The organism is Paenibacillus sp. R-74696, from assembly GCF_055814915.1.
The window spans coordinates 334,510-350,851 of the sequence record NZ_JBPULM010000045.1 but is presented as its reverse complement, the minus strand read 5'-3'; the positions used below and the strand labels follow the sequence as shown (position 1 = coordinate 350,851).

Genomic DNA, 16,342 nt, shown 5'->3' with positions numbered 1-16,342 from the left:
CAGCATAAAGCTGCAGGAGATGAATTATACGCGAGTTACTTTACCGGATTTCAGAGCGCGCGCGCTGACATAAACACGTTTCGGTTTACCGTCAACTAGAATGCGAACTTTCTGAACGTTTACTCCCCAAGAACGACGGTTTTTGTTGTTAGCGTGGGAAACGTTATTGCCTGTACCAGGGCTTTTGCCTGTTAGAAAACATTTGCGGGACATGAGTACACCTCCTTCAAGTAGTGCTGAGCTAAAAGCGCATTGTTAGCATAAGCTGTCAGTTATTGCATAAGCAAAACCGCATCGTAGCCATAAGCTCCCAGTTCTGCGTGAGCAAAACCGCTTCATTGGCTTGAAAAAGCGTCGAAGAAGCCTGCACATAAACATACTTTGATATCGTATCATAGTTGTGGGGTCTGAGCAACTAAAACTGATGTTTTTTATGGCGATTTGCCTGAGGTTGGCACCGTCTGCCCTTCTATAACGTAACAGTTTATAGTACAATAATAATTAGTCAAAGATTTTTGTTGCAGCTTCAGTAGCAATTGACTTTAAACAGGGTAATTCATGCTAGACGGCAAATAGCTGAGAATGATGAGATGAATGGGCAGCTTTGCCGCCAGAGGACGGCGACAGCCGTTTACGCTTGTTCCCTTTAAAGACGCGATCTACACGATAAAGGAGTGAATTTCCATGCCACTTACGCTCAGCACTGAGCTTGGCCAAATTTTCATAACAGAGGAATGCATTGCCGTTATGGCCGGTTCCGCCGCGATGGATTGTTATGGCCTTGTCGGGATGGCTTCTCGCAAACAATTAAAGGATGGCATTGCCGAGCTCCTGGGCAGAGAGAATTTGGCGCGCGGCGTTGAAATTCGTAGAGAACAAGATAAACTTTATATTGATTTGTATATTATTGTGAGCTACGGTACGAAAATTTCAGAAGTAGCGCATAATATTCAGACGAAGGTGAAATATGTGATGAGCGATGTTATTGGTCTTAACGTGGACCAGGTCCATATATTTGTGCAGGATGTAAGGGTATCTACATAGCAGGAAGGGGAATTTTCATTGAGTAAGGGCTTCATTAACGGTTCCGATTTTACCGCCATGGCCGTGCTGGGCGCAGAGTTGTTAAATCAAAATGTCGATAAGGTAAATGCGTTGAATGTTTTCCCTGTGCCTGATGGCGATACGGGAACGAATATGAATTTGACGATTGCCTCGGGCATTCGTGAGCTGCGCAGCAAGCCGTCCGACCATTTAGGCAAAACGACGGAAGTGCTGTCTAAAGGACTTCTGATGGGAGCTAGAGGCAACTCAGGCGTTATTTTGTCACAGCTGTTTCGTGGTTTTTCGAAGGGACTTGCAAACGCTGAGCAAGCTGGCCCTCAGCAGATTGCAGCGGCGTTGCAGCACGGTGTAGATCTTGCTTATAAGGCTGTTGTGAAGCCGGTGGAAGGAACGATTTTGACGGTAGCCAAGGAAGCAGCGAAGCATGCGGTTACTTATGCACGCCGTACGAGTGATGTTACGGAGCTGATGAAAGAGGTTTACGAAAAAGCGAATGAAACACTCCAGCGTACACCGGATATGCTTCCTGTGCTTAAGCAGGTTGGCGTTGTAGATTCTGGCGGACAAGGGCTAGTGCTTATTTATGAAGGGTTTGTGCGTTATTTAGTTGAAGGCGAAGGTTCATATGAAAGCTATTCGCTATTATCTGAAGCAGCGCCACCTGAAGAAGTAAGTGTCCCGACGGCACAGCCAGCTTCAGCTCCACGTAAGGCAACGAATTTTGCTGCACAATCCCGTCTGGAGACGGCGGATATTGAGTTTTTCTATGATATGGAGTTTTTTATAAATCGCAAGCCTGGGGGCAAAGCTGCGCCGTTTTTTGATGAATACGCTTTCAAGAAAGCGCTTGGCAAAGATGGGGACTCCATACTCGTCATCGCTGAGGACGATATCATTAAAGTTCATGTGCATTCCCGCAGGCCGGGTGATGTGCTGAATTTGGCACTGCCTTACGGCGAGCTGACGAACCTGCATATTCTGAATATGCGTGATCAGCATCGTGAGCTTCTAGAGGAAGAATCAGCGATTCCGTCCTACGCGGTGCTGCCTGATTATGCGCTGTCGGGAAGCATTTCCTCGCCAGAGCTGCTGGCGGGAACTTCGGGAGCGGCCGTGCCGCCTGGACAAGTTCATGAGCTGGCGCCATTCGGCATCATTGCCGTAGCTCTCGGCGAAGGTATTTCGAACATTTTTCTGGATAATGAAGTGGATATTGTGCTGTCCGGCGGGCAAACGATGAACCCGAGCACCGAAGATTTCGTGAAGGCTATTGAATCGCTTGTGGCGGATCATATTTACTTGCTTCCGAATAACGGCAATATTATTCTTGCTGCTGAGCAGGCTGCTGAGCTTAGTGAACGCAACGTTACGGTTATCCCGACGAAGACAATCCCGCAAGGGCTTGCGGCGGTGCTGGCTTTCAAAGAGGATGAGAGCGCTTCGCGCAATACGGATTGGATGAAAAATGCCGCTGAGCAAGTTGTATCCGGCCAAGTAACGCATGCGGTTCGCGACACGACAATTGATGGTGTAAATATTCGCGAGGGCGATTTTATCGGTATTAAAGAGAAGGCCATCGTCGCGGCGCATGAGGATCTGGCAGAGACTTGCCGCCTCCTCATTACTGAGCTTATGGCCGGCGGCGGCGAGCTGATTACGGTGCTGACTGGAGCAGAGGCGAAAGCGGAAGATACGGAAGCGCTGGAAGCATGGGTGGCAGAGGCTTATCCCGATGCAGAGCTGGAAATTCAAGAGGGCGGACAGCCGCTTTATCCTTATTTATTCGCTGTGGAATAATGACAGGACACTAATCATTCAACAGCTGTTTATTCGGTACGAAAGGGGTCGCGAAGATGAGGAACATTCATATTATTACCGACAGCACTTCGGATATCCCGGCTGAAAGATGTACAGAGCTGGGCATTCAGGTTATACCGCTAAAGGTGCTGTTTGGTGAAGAAACCTATTTGGATGGCGTGACGATTGGGAAGGAGCAGTTTTATGAAAAACTGATTGCTTCGCCTGTTCTTCCGACAACCTCTCAGCCGTCTCCAGCGGAGTTTCTTGAAGTATATGAACGGATTTTGCTAGGCGATCCGGAAGCTATTATTATATCGATTCATTTGGCGTCCGTACTCAGCGGCACTTATCAGTCGGGCGTCATTGCGAAATCGATGCTCGATGAGCAAGCGGATGTGACGGTCATTGATTCCAAGTCGGCTTCGTATGGCTATGGGGTTCAGGTAGTGACGGCAGCACGAATGGCGCGTGAGGGGGCCTCTAAAGAGGCGATTTTGGCAGAGGTGGCCCGTCTTCAAAAGGAGCTAAGCCTTTATTTCCTCGTTGGTTCGCTGGAATTTCTCCAGAAGGGTGGCCGAATCGGCAAGGCGGCAGCGCTGTTCGGATCGATTTTGAACATTAAACCGATTCTTTCCCTTGATCAGGAAGGGACGGTTCAGTCCGTGGACAAGGTGCGCGGTACGAAAAAAGCGATGCTGCGCATTATGGAAATGCTCGACAAGGATTTTGGCAATGCTCGAGTTGGGGTTGCGATTGGCTGGACGCACGGCGAGCAGACGGCGCAGGAGCTTGCGGCGCTGCTCCAAGATAAGCCGAATGTGGCATTCATTGATTTTATAACGATTGGCGCCACGGTGGGTACCCATGTGGGTCCTAATACCTCGGCTGTATTTATGTATAAAGTGTGAGGAATGATTATGATGACGCTGGAGCAATATTCCGTCCGGCAAATTAAAGGCGTGAGCGCTCCAAAGGAGCAAGAGCTTCACGCCTTTGGCGTTCATACCGTTGCTGATTTGCTGGACTATTTTCCATTTCGTTATGAGGATTATCGCGTTCGCGCGCTAGCGGATGTCAAGGATGGAGACAAAGCTACCGTACAAGGGGTTGTGCGGGGCATGCCAGTGCTGCAGCGTTACGGGAAAAATAAATCGCGGCTCACTTGTAAAATTGAGATCGACTTTTTGCTCGTTACGGCGGTATGGTTTAACCGCCATTTTCTAAGGGATCAGCTGACGCCTGGCCGTACCATTATTTTGACAGGCAAGTGGGAGCAGCATCGCCAGCAGATGACCGTCTCGGAGTCCGAGTTTCCGGAAGGGGCCGGCTCTGCCAAATCAGGGACGCTGCAGCCGGTGTATTCCGTCGGTGGGGCCATTACGCAGCCATGGATGCGCAAGACGATCAAGCAGGCTTTGCAGCAATATGGCCCGATGATCGAGGAAGTGCTGCCGTTTGAGCTTATGGAGCGGCACCGGCTCATTGCTCGCCGTGATGCAGTGCTGCACATTCACGAGCCCGGAGATATACGGGAGGGTCTCGAGGCACGGCGGCGGATGGTGTATGAGGAGCTGTTTCTATTTCAGCTGAAATTGCAGGCTTACCGAATGCTCAGCCGCAAGCGGGGTGATGGCATCGCCCATATCATTGAAGCGGAGACGATTCGGCAGTTCGCGTCTACGCTGCCGTTCGAGCTGACGGATGGGCAGAAGAAGGTCGTTAATGAACTATTGGTCGATATGCGGCAGCCTGCAAGCATGAATCGGCTGCTGCAAGGCGATGTCGGCTCGGGTAAAACGGTCGTTGCCGCCATTGCGCTCTATGGTGCGGTAAAATCCGGGCATCAAGGCGCGCTAATGGTTCCGACGGAAATATTGGCGGAGCAGCATATGCGTTCCTTGACGAAGCTGTTCGAGGGCATGGACATTGAGGTGGGACTGCTGACGGGAAGCATGACGGAGCGTCGTCGCCGCGATGTATTTGCGGGGCTTCAGATGGGGCTGATCGACATTGTCGTTGGTACGCATGCGCTCATTCAGGAGACGGTCTTCTTCCGCAGTCTCGGTCTGGTTGTAGTGGACGAGCAGCATCGCTTTGGTGTTAATCAGCGCAGCGTTTTGCGGCGCAAAGGAATGAATCCCGATGTGCTGACGATGACGGCGACGCCGATTCCGCGAACGCTGGCCATTACCGCTTTCGGGGATATGGATGTATCGACAATTCGCGAGCGTCCGCACGGGCGCAAGCCGATCAAAACGTATTGGGTCAAGCATAGCATGATGGACCGGGTGCTTGGCTTTATTCGCCGCGAGGTAGGAGAGGGCAGACAGGTCTATATGATATGCCCGCTCATTGAGGAATCGGAGAAGCTGGATGTGCAAAATGCCATTGACCAGTATATGCAGGTGCAGCAAGCCTTTCCCGATCTGAAAATCGGTCTGCTGCATGGGCGCCTAAGCGCGGCGGAGAAAGAGCAGGTCATGAGCTCCTTCGGTGCGAATGAGCTGCATGTACTCGTAGCTACGACCGTTGTTGAGGTAGGCGTCGATGTTCCGAATGCGACGCTGATGATCGTTATGGATGCGGAGCGGTTCGGCTTGTCACAGCTGCATCAGCTGCGGGGCCGGGTTGGCCGTGGCGCCCATCAATCCTATTGCGTGCTAGTCGCTGATCCCAAGTCGGAGACAGGGCGCGAGCGCATGAAGGTCATGACGGAAACAGATGACGGCTTTGAGGTGGCACGCCGTGACCTCGAAATCCGGGGGCCGGGCGATTTTTTCGGAACGAAGCAGAGCGGTCTGCCAGAATTTCGTGTCGCGGACATGGCGGCGGACTTCGAAGTGCTGGAAATGGCGCGGGACGACGCGGCTGAACTGTGCGCCCGCGACGATTTTTGGGACAATCCGGCTTATGCAAGAATACAGGCGAAGCTGAATCGTGATCAACTTTTTCAAGGAGAACAGCTCGATTAGGAAATATCCGGTAACCTTTGGCATATAGTTAAACGTGAAAACGGTATGCCAAGATGGAGGTGTCTGGAACATTGAGCTACCAAAAGTACGGTATTCGCCCGCAACTGGTCGAACGTATTAAAGGCAAGCTGAAAAATCCGCTTATGAAGGATCGCGTGCGCTTGCTGCTCGCTAACGTAACTAAATTCGACCTGCAGGATCGCGTCAAAGTCAGAAAGCTGGTGAAATCGACCGCCAGTATCCTGCAGGAGCCGCTTACGGATACGCAGGAGGAGCAGATCGTCGCTTTCGTTCTCGCCCAGAAGATCGACCCAAACAATACGTTTCACTTGCTCAAGCTTTGGGGCATGTTTCGCTGACCGTCTGCGGTCAGCTTTTTTTTGTGTGGGTTGCTTTTAGGAGGTGATCATGCTTCTTATGCAACTCTATTTATCTGTTATTTTTCCCATATTTCCCGTTTTTTGAACTGACTAGTTCTATCTGCGGCGAACGATTATAGGACAGACGCCAATTGCATTGCAATAGTAATCAGTAACTCACATTTGGGGTGATTTAGAGGTTTGGATGATTATCGTTTGCTAGTCTGGATAATCACTAGATTGGCTCTTTAGAGTTTTGCGGTGACAGCCGTTGAGTTGGATTAGCATTCGCCCATAGAATGGAATCATGTACAGAAAATGCAAGAGAAAGGGGCGATCAGATGGTTAACAGATTGTGGAACGTGTGCAGGAAATGGACAGCGCTGACACTTGCGGGTGCTATGCTACTCGCTGCTGTGCCGTTGCCGGCGGCTGCCAGTGATATGAAAGAATGGGAGGAAGCAGTCTCCCTTGGAACGTTGTCGGAACCGGAGATTTCCAGCGCAAGCGAAGAGATTGAGTTAAAGAGCTGGGCGCAAAAGGATTTCTCGTTGAAGATTGGCAATGTCATTGTAAATGTTACTGGTGCACTGTCAGCCGAATCCGCTTCATCCCTTACAATTCCAACGGGCCTAGTGTATTACGCTAAAAGTGAAAGCGCTTCAATAAGTCTGGATCTGAGCGGCAACGAGCTAGACGACTCAGACCTGACCAATCTGAGTACAGCTGTCGTATCCAAGCTTGCCATCGTGCCGGGCACGAACGAGCTTGTTGCCACGTTTGCAGATCAGACCACTTATCCGGCTGAATACCGTGTCCATGTGAAGGATCAGAGCGTGTTTGAGACACCGTCTAGCTCCAGCGACTACTCCTTCGATCTGGTCGCCGACCATGCCGGAGCGCTGGGCAGCCCGCCTGATGTGAAAGTGCAGCCGGCCATGCCCGCTGAAATCGACCCGGACAATACGTTGACGGTTGCTCCTCAAGGACAGCGGCTTATTGTCGGGCATGCGAACGGCAATGCGAATATCGGCTCCCTGAGCGGCATCAGCTATTACGTCTTCGACGCGAGAGAGGATGCAGCCACGATTGAAGCGGATATTCAGATTAAGTCAGTCGGCAATTCAAGCAATAAGGGCGTATTCTTCGGCATGTTCGACAGCGGGAATAGCATCTCGCGAATCGCAACCATTGGGATGAGGGGGAACAAAACCCTCCGAAATGTGTACAGCAAGAGCGGAAGCCCGAATACGCCAAGCGCGGGAAGCATGGACCTTGCTTATCAAATTGGCGATACGATTCGCATGGTCAATCAGAAGCGGGCTGGCGGCTGGTATTCGGAGGCAACTCTTAACAAGCAAACATACAGCGCTTTAATTGAATATAGGAATATTGCGCTGGATGGTGGAGCAGCGGCAAATCTGAAATACGGCTTCGCTTTCTCCAATGTCGAGGTGGTTATTCGAAATCTTGTGTTCAAGGATGAGCAAGGGAATGTGCTGTATGACCAGAACGATGCTTATGCCGCCATCGGTGAAGCACCGACGGCAACGGGGATTGCACAGCCCGTGCTGTCTGAGGACAGAACGCAAATCTCCTTATCCTGGAACGGCGATACGCCAAGTGCTGATGATGATGCAGCCTACGTCGTCGAAATGTCAACCGACGGCGGAGCAACCTACAAGATTATCGCCGACCAGTTGAAGGACAACTTCTACACAGCAGCTGTAGAGGGAAGCGGCCTCTATCAGTTCAAAGTGTACGGCATAGCAGGCACTATCCTTACGGAGCCGGTCATATCCGCCACGGTTGCAGTAGTCGAGCCACTGGAAGCCCCCGTCGCCACAATCGAGAGCGGCGACGGAAAGCTGACGCTTCATTGGAACAGCGTGAATGAGGCCGCCACATACGCCATCTACCGCAGATCTTCCGATCAGAGCGAATATGTTCTGCTGGCCAATGAATTAATGGCAACAACCTATACAGATACAGATGTCATTAATGAAACGCCATATTATTACTACGTAGTGGCGAATTCGGCGATCAATTCCAGCAACGGCTCGGTACCGGTATTGTCCGTGCCTTCTGCGGGGCATACGGGAGAATACGTATATGAAGACGCAGCGGCTGAACTATTCATCACGAAAAAATCGTATGACACGGTGTTTGCGGACAAAGCAACGCTTGAGGGTGTCGTCGACCGCAGCGGCACGCTGAGACTGCTTGTCAACAGTGTCGAGCAGGAACAGGTCAAGCTGAACCCGAAGGAAGCGTTCGCCTTCCGAGCCCTGCTGAAGCAGGGACGCAATGATGTTACCCTCCTCTTCACGGATCAGAGCGGGAATACGACCAGATCGTCCTTTAACTTTGTATATTTAACTCATTACGATGCGATTGTCGATGCCGCCTATCAGGGTCTGCAAGGAGGGCTGTCGGAGGAGCAGCCCGGTGTCAAGCTGTACAGCACTGTGCAAGCAGCCGTTGATGCCGTACCTGCCGATAATTCGGAACGCGCCGTTATTCTAATCAAGGAAGGCAGCTACGACGAGCACCTTAGAATTTCTGCGCCTAACATCAGCCTGATTGGCGAGGATCGGGATCAAGTCAATATCAACTTCTACGATCCGGTTCTGTCGCCGGAAGGTGGCAGCACCGCAGATAGGAATGCGGTATATATTCTGGAAAGCGCTGCGAACTTCTCCGCAGAGAATCTGACCTTTGAGAATACGTACCGCTACTTGGGGGATGGCTCCAAATCCAACGAATCAGCCGATGCGTTACGGGTAGATGCGGATCAGAGCACCTTTGTCCATGTGAAGCTGCTCGGCTATCAGGATACGCTGTATGCCAGCAAAAATCGTCAATATTATTACAAAAGCTACATTCTTGGCAATGTAGACTTTATTTACGGAGATGCGCAGGCGTTATTCAATGATTCGGATATCGTGTTCCGATACCATGCCACGAAGAACAGCGGCTACGTAACCGCTCCGAGAACGGCTGCCGACAAGCCATACGGTTATATTTTCAACAATAGCCGGATCATGGCCGAGGAAGGAGCCTCCGGCACGAAATATTTGCTCGCTCGGCCTTGGGGACCGGATGGAGCCGCGACGTTCATCAACATGTATATGAGCGGGATTGTGAACAAGCAAGCACCGTATACCGATATGAGCGGGAACTTGGCGGTAAAGGCCCGCTTTAATGAATACTACACCTATGGGGACGGCTTTGCGATTCATAGCGGACGACCACAAATTTCAAAGACCCAGGCGGAGAATATGCTCACGTCCTCCTTTCTTGGGTGGGACCCTTATGAGACGGTTATTGCAAGAGCACAAGGCGACTACGTTGGGAATATGACAACCGTCACAGAGGAGAAGTTCATCGAGTCTACCTATGTGTTTGACAAAGCTAACCCTAACTCCTCCGACGATACCGGACTTGGCCGCTATGCTCTGGAGGGCTACGCAGCGTCTAGGCAGGTAACGGGCGGCGGACTGCTGCTGGAAACATCGGAGAACTACCATAAGGTTGCAACTGCCGAGCAATTGCTAAGTGCACTCGCCAGAGCGAAGAATACAGGTAAGGCAACAGTCATTGAGCTGCTCGGCGATATTGCGCTTGGCTCCGAGGAAATCGGGGATGCAATTACGAAATACGGCAGACTCATTCAGCCGGCCCAGCATCAGCCGCTGCTGCATCCGACACTGAAAAAATCTGGCATTTCTACACTCCGGCTTGAGGGAATGAGCGGTCTCACGATTTTTTCTCAGAATGGAGCAAAGCTGACACACGTCAAGATAGAAATCAACAGCTCAAGCAATATCATTATTCGGAATCTGGTGTTCGACGAGCTGTGGGAGTGGGACGAGCAGACGGGCGGCGACTATGACCGCAATGATTGGGATTACATTACTGTTCAGGAGGGCAGTACAGGCATATGGATCGATCACAGCACCTTCTATAAAGCATATGACGGCATCGTTGACATGAAAAAAGCCGTAGACACAGACACAACCGATGTTACGATTTCGTGGAGTCGGTTTTTACCAGAAAGCGAAGGCTCGTTCTTCAACGATATGATGGTGCTGCTGGAGGCGAGTCCAGAGCAATATCCTTATTACAACAAGCTGCTGACCGAGTTCGGCATGACCAAGGAGCAAGCACGCTCCTTTGCGGCGGCGCAGAAGAAAACTCACCTCATCGGCGCTTCGGATACGGAAGCCAATCAAAGGAATTTAAGAATTACGCTGGCCAACAACTATTACCTGAACTCCATGGACCGGATGCCCCGGCTCCGTGCAGGCTCCGGTCATGTATACAACACGATTATGGACGCGTCCGCGCTGCTGACGCTTCGCCAGTCACTTGCAAGCGAACAAGCACAATCAAAGGTCGTCAGCAATGGTGCGATCTCGACCGTAGGCGCTTCTGTTCTAATTGAGAATTCCGATATTCGCGGTATTGTCAAAGCGCTGCTAAGCGGCAATGGGGCGAGTCCAGCCGGTTATATAGGCGCTGTCGACACGTTATACACTCTAAATGGGATTCCAGCAAGCTTGACAGTAACTGACGAGTCCCAGGCCAGACTTACGCTGGATGCGACCGCATTTAAGAGCAAGCTTCCTTATCGTTATCAGCTGTATGAAGCAGAGCAACTGAACAGACTAGTGCTTCCGTATGCAGGAGCTGGCAAGCTGAAGCTGCTGCCGGTGCAGTGGGCGAAAACCTCCTACAACGATTCCTCTGATCCGACCCAGCCGACTACGCCGTCGTCAGGCGGAGGCCAACACGGAAATGATCAAGGAAACGGCAGCAGCAATACATCCGTCGGCACGAGCGGCGGCGAGCAGCCATCCATCGCTCAGGTCAAGGCCGCTTTCGAGAAGCTGAGCGACGCAGAGCAGCAGAAGCTGGCGACCTCTATAGAGGAATTTCTGCCGTATACCTGGTCCTCCGAGCAAGGGTTAACGATCAAGCTGCTTGCCTCGTTGACGAATCATGCGTTTACGAACGAGGAGCTGGCCGTCATTGCCGCGAATCCGGTAGAAGCGCTGAAGGCGCTGGGTATCCATATTGAAGGCCGCTATCGCGTGCTCAAGCTCCCGTTCACAACGAGCGCCAGCTTCAAAGACGCAGATGATCGACATTGGGCGTTAGCCTCTATCCGTGAGGCCGCTAGGCTTGGCTTAGTAAGCGGCATGCCAAATGGCACGATTGCTCCGAACCAGCCGCTCCGAACAGCGGATGCTTTCACCTTCTTGGACCGCGTGCTTATGAGAAGCGGTCTGGTCGCTAGCTCGCTGCCAAGAAGTACGGTCGAGCGGTACGTAACAGACGAATCGCACTGGTCCTTCTACGCCACAGCCTCGATCGGCGCAAAGCTCAGCGAGCAGACGCTGAGGGCTGCCAGCAGTCTGGGAGAGGAGCCGATCACCAGAGAGCTGCTTGCGCAGGTGATCTACGAAACGACCGGAGGCAGTCTTGAGCCTGTCAGAGATGCGCAGACATTTGCCGACATTGCTAGCTCGCCATACCGGGAAGGCATTGAATATTCTGTGAGGGCGGGACTGCTTTACGGCGTCTCTGCGTCGACAATGGAGCCTGACCGAGCGCTGACAAGAGCTGAGATGATTGCGATTATAGTCAGACTAAGCGAGCGGCTGTCTTAACCCCCAAGAAGGCATCTGCCCTTCAAACTAATTTAAAAGGTACAACCACTCGAGAAGCAGGAGTAGGTTGTACCTTTTTCTTTCCCTCTATTAAGAGGTTTTTTTTGTGCAAAACCAAAATATACATAATCATCTGATAAAAATAATACAACGCTTACCAGCGGGCCTGGAAGCGGATGGAACAAAGAAGTTTTTATTGGAATAAACGAGCATTCTCAAAAGGAGTCATGAAAAGCCCGTTGCTCCTTTATGCGGGGAAGGGGCCGGCTACAAGATGGAATCATCGGTGGAGTCGTTGGCGGATACTGCTGTTCTTTTCCGGCAAGACTATCTTTTTAGCATAATTGCAGCTTTTGGAATAGGAAGTTAGCGATAAAGGATGGAGGAGAGCTCATGGGAGGCGCGAGCGGAAAGCTTGGGAGCGGTTTTAGAGCGTGGCTTCTGCGCTGCATCCAGTTGCCGGCAGATGCTTGGCAGTATGCGGTTGGCAAGTGGCATAGCTTTGGCGAGTCGCAAAAAATGGCTGCAGAAGCGCACCCGCTTGTTATGCAGCCTTCAATCGTCTCTAAGCTTGCAGCCTCATGGACGCAGCTTGAGCAGAAGCAGAAGCAGAAGCAGGAAGCTGGTAGCTCCAATGCTAATGCTAATGGCAATTTTGACGCTGCCGAGAGCATGGCTGCGGCTGCGGTTGCGGGCCCAGCCGATCATGTGCTGCTTGCCACGATCCGAGCAGACGCTGTTCATCTGAACCGCAACAATGTGACGAGAACGGAAGCTTATTTGGCGATTTATGAACGTTGTCCGGAGCTGCACTGGGCGCTGCTTGCCCATTTGGTTTCACGCAATGGCGGCTGGAATATGACCGATTTACAAGGGGAGTGGCTGCCTTACTTACTGGGCCGATCCGCCCGCGAGGCTGTATTCCGCTTTTTGGAGCGCGCGAATGCGTTGATCTTTCAGGATGCTTATCCGCAGCTGCTGCTGTATGAGGCAAGCTGCAAAGCGGGGCGTCCTTTGTTTCATTTGCTGCCGCAGTTGGGTGTGTCCCGCTTTATGGTCCCGGTTTGGCAAATGTTTTGGGAGAGCGGCGATTCCGCCGTTTTGACGGTTGCCCTTATTGTAAATGAGCAAAATTACATTGAAATCCGAATTGTGCAGCATCCTTTTTTCCGCAAGGAGGTGCTGGATACGGTTTTTTTCGGCTTGCAGTCATTATTGCAGCTTAATGCGGTTCTGTTTTGCTATCGGTCCGCGGGTGAGGAAATGAAGCTTGCGGGGCTTGTTTTGGAAAGCTTCGACAATCTGAAGGAACGAATCGAGTTTGGCAAACGGCTGTATGCGCTGCTTTTCGCTGTGCCGGAGGTGCATGACGGCGCCTTTGCTTTCGCGCAGGCCATCCGTCACACGGGTTCACGAGCGGATTATGCCGCTCATTTGTTTGCAGCGATCAGGCGTGATCCGCCACAGAGGCCTTATAAGGAGCGGCTATCGGGGAGACGGCTAACATCTGGTGCTGCTCCATTATTCAGCCCGGAGCTAAGCAGCGTCTGGCCAGATCGGGAGTTTGAGGCGCCTGAGCCTGGCGATTGGTTCCGGCAGGCAGCACAGGTGCTTCCCTATTTTCAAAAGCTGCCGCTGCCGCGTTCTTTTGAAATGACCAATGAATACAGCCTGCTGCTGAACAAAATTGAACTGGCTGTGCTGGCTTCTCAGCAGTGGAAGCCATAATTCATCGTGTGAACGAATGGTTGAAAGGGTGAAGCTGATCCTATAAAATGAGAAAGGAGCGGCCGCGAATTCCACACTGGGAATACATAGGCAAGCTAGGGGATGTAGAGGCTGGTTTTCTTTTCTTATATGTAAGCGTTTTCTTTATCTGTTCATAGGGAGGTACGGAAGGGCGGGTCTGCTTGAAAAAAATAAAAGTGAACTTATTGGCCAAATTTCTAATTTCATATGTGCTGGTATTGCTGCTGCCGATCGTCAGCATTCTGCTCTACTATTATCCTTATTCCACCAAAGCGGCCAAGGAGAAGGAAATGGAATGGAACGCCCATGTAACGGAGCAGTTCATGACCTCTCTTGATATTTTTACCCGCTATGTTTATGATCTGCCCTCGGAATTAATGCGCAATGGGGATATGAGAATGTACATGGCGATGGAGGACGATTATCGGCGTATCGTTATTGCCAATGAAATGCGCAAATATAATGCAACCGATGCTTTTATCTACAACACGCTGTTATACGTCAAAAATATCGGCTACCTGTTCGCCAAAACGGGCAGTGTCTACAGTGTAGATGATTTTGCTAATCGTGGCGTCGGCTATTATTATGAATCATGGCCTCATGATGAAATGTTTCAGGAGCTGGACAAGCTCACCTTGCCTTCGGTCAGACCGGCCGAAAATGTCATTGTTCCGGGCAATAATGGTATCAGGATGCTAACCTTTATGCTGCCGATGCCGCTGGGCGGGGAGCATTCGCCAGCTTCGGTGCTCATTCTTGTGAAAGAGGAAACGATTATTCGCATGATGAATTCGGTATCTGAATCGTATAATGGCGAGTTTTATATTTTTGACCAGAAGGGGAATAAGCTCGTTGCGTCCAAAGAAGCGGCATACAGCGAGAAGGACGATTTCCGCCAGATGGTTAAGCAGCTTGGTGCAGGCGAAGCAGGTTCAACCATTCAGACGATTGACGGCAAATCCTATATCGTCTCACATAATGTATCGGACAAAAATGGCTGGCAATATGTCAGCATGCTGCCCGTCACCGAATCTTTGCAGGATATTCGCTCCATCCAGTGGAACACGATACTTATTCTTCTGCTGATCCTAATGGTAGAGGGGATCGTTATTTATATTTCGATTCGCAAAAACTATCATCCGATCAAGCGGCTTGTAGGCTTTGCCACAGAGGTGTTCAAGCATAAGGACAGAGGGCCAGGCGGAATGAACGAAGTCGATACAATTCGCTACGCCTTGGACGAGCTTTCCTTAACGAATACGAGGCTGGATGAACGGGTGCAGAGATCGCTGCCGATTTTGCGTGATAATGTGTTGTTCGAGCTCGTCAGTGGACATTATGCTACTTGGGAAGCTTTTCATTCGCGAGGGGCGGATTACGGGGTATTTAAAAACCGCGCTGCGGTAACAGCTGCTGTCCTCTCTTTCGATGCCAGTAAGGGGGATATGGAGGAGGTATCCGAATTTTTGCGGCAGGAGGAACAGCAACTGCCTGAAACATTTGCGGGTCATTTCTTCGCAAGCATTTACAATCAGGAATGGATATTTGTCTGCTCGCATCATGAGGGAGTTGCCGTCAAGGCTTACTTGGCCAGCTTGCAGAGCCAACTGAAGGAGCAGTTGGGGCGAGAGGTGTTAATTGGCATCGGCTTGGCTGAGAGCGGGCTATCGCCTGAAGGCGTACATTTGTCCTATTTGCAGGCGGTACGTGCCGCTGAATATTTGCGTATTCGCCAGCAGGACGAGCTGCTGGCGTTTGGCGACATCGAAATTTCGCAAAATGGGATGGTTTCTTATTTTGCCGAGCTGCTGCAATCACTGGAGATGGCGATTCTCAAAAACGAGCCTAACGTCGTGCAATCCGTGCTTGAGAAAATCATCGACTATCTCGTTAGCAGTGGCATGCCACCGCATATGATCAGAACGGTTTATTCGAATACGATCAGCATTATTTTGGGCGGGCTGCAAAGGTTTCGTCACGATGACGGCAATTTGCTCAGGCTTATGGATGCAGCCTTCCAGCACCGCTACACAATTGAGCAGATGGTGGGCATTATGCGAGAAAGCAGCAGCAAGCTATGCGATATTATTCGCGAGACGCTGCCTGCTGCCCGCACCGCAACCCAAGAGGAAATTTTGGCCGTCATTGCGGAAAAGGGCTTTGACGCTGATTTTTCTCTGCAAACGTTCGCCGACCACTTCAGCATGTCGCAGTCGGGCTTCAGCTATCATTTCAAAAAAACAATTGGCCATAATTTTAAGGAGTATATCGATAGGCTGCGCATTCAGAAGTCGATCCAATTGCTTCGCAGCACAGGAGGGACACTGGACTCTATTGCCCAGCAGACAGGCTACTCGAATACATCAAGCTTTATTCGATCCTTCAAGAAAATGGTTGGCACAACTCCAGGTCAATATCGGGACTCTTGCAAATAAGTGTGACAAAGCTGCTGCTGTGCCGTCTGGGCATGGTGGCAGCTTTTTTTTGAAACATACTTCCAAAGGGAGCTGTCTGGCGTAGACCATTTTTCAGGTAGAACGTACACTTTTTGAGCATATGCAAAATTTCAAAAAAGGTACATGCTCACTTTGAAATCGCTTACAAAATCAGTTATAAAGCGTTTTCAAAAAGTGTTGATTGGTCAAAAACTGTTTGTATACAGGCCCGCAGCAGAACGGTTAGAGTAAGGGGGCCGAGACGATGCAGGCAGCAGGCTTGCTCC

Annotated in this window: 9 protein-coding genes; 8 read left to right on the top strand and 1 reads right to left on the bottom strand. The window is 50.9% G+C overall.

The window, feature by feature from the left end; genetic code table 11:
• Positions 1–24: 24 nt before the first annotated feature.
• Positions 25–213 (bottom strand): 50S ribosomal protein L28, encoded by a 189-nt coding sequence (gene rpmB / locus ACSR9A_RS21755; RefSeq protein ID WP_046230617.1) that lies wholly within the window; start codon positions 211–213, stop codon positions 25–27.
• A 471-nt stretch (positions 214–684) separates the two neighbouring features.
• On the opposite strand from rpmB, the gene ACSR9A_RS21750 reads away from it, so the two are divergent.
• From ACSR9A_RS21750 to ACSR9A_RS21715, 8 genes are all read left to right on the top strand, one after another.
• Positions 685–1,044 (top strand): Asp23/Gls24 family envelope stress response protein, encoded by a 360-nt coding sequence (locus ACSR9A_RS21750; RefSeq protein WP_473759435.1) that lies wholly within the window; start codon positions 685–687, stop codon positions 1,042–1,044.
• Positions 1,045–1,062: 18 nt separating this feature from the next.
• Positions 1,063–2,862 (top strand): DAK2 domain-containing protein, encoded by a 1,800-nt coding sequence (locus tag ACSR9A_RS21745; RefSeq protein ID WP_473759434.1) that lies wholly within the window; start codon positions 1,063–1,065, stop codon positions 2,860–2,862.
• A 56-nt stretch (positions 2,863–2,918) separates the two neighbouring features.
• Entirely contained in the window at positions 2,919–3,773 is an 855-nt protein-coding gene (locus tag ACSR9A_RS21740; protein WP_341282375.1) for a DegV family protein, read from the top strand.
• A 12-nt stretch (positions 3,774–3,785) separates the two neighbouring features.
• Positions 3,786–5,837 carry an ATP-dependent DNA helicase RecG gene (recG, locus tag ACSR9A_RS21735; protein ID WP_473760215.1) on the top strand — a complete coding sequence of 684 codons (2,052 nt, stop codon included), beginning with the start codon at positions 3,786–3,788 and terminating at the stop codon, positions 5,835–5,837.
• 71 nt (positions 5,838–5,908) lie between these two features.
• A complete protein-coding gene (locus ACSR9A_RS21730; protein ID WP_338555831.1) occupies positions 5,909–6,196 on the top strand; it encodes a stage VI sporulation protein F in 288 nt (95 codons plus the stop codon).
• A 341-nt stretch (positions 6,197–6,537) separates the two neighbouring features.
• Positions 6,538–11,871 carry a pectinesterase family protein gene (locus ACSR9A_RS21725; RefSeq protein ID WP_473759432.1) on the top strand — a complete coding sequence of 1,778 codons (5,334 nt, stop codon included), beginning with the start codon at positions 6,538–6,540 and terminating at the stop codon, positions 11,869–11,871.
• Between the two features lie 393 nt (positions 11,872–12,264).
• On the top strand, positions 12,265–13,599 hold the full coding sequence (locus tag ACSR9A_RS21720; RefSeq protein ID WP_473759431.1) for a DUF2515 domain-containing protein: 1,335 nt from the start codon (positions 12,265–12,267) through the stop codon (positions 13,597–13,599).
• A gap of 182 nt (positions 13,600–13,781) precedes the next feature.
• Positions 13,782–16,055, top strand: a complete 2,274-nt coding sequence (locus ACSR9A_RS21715; protein ID WP_473759430.1) for a helix-turn-helix domain-containing protein — start codon at positions 13,782–13,784, stop codon at positions 16,053–16,055.
• Positions 16,056–16,342 lie beyond the last annotated feature (287 nt).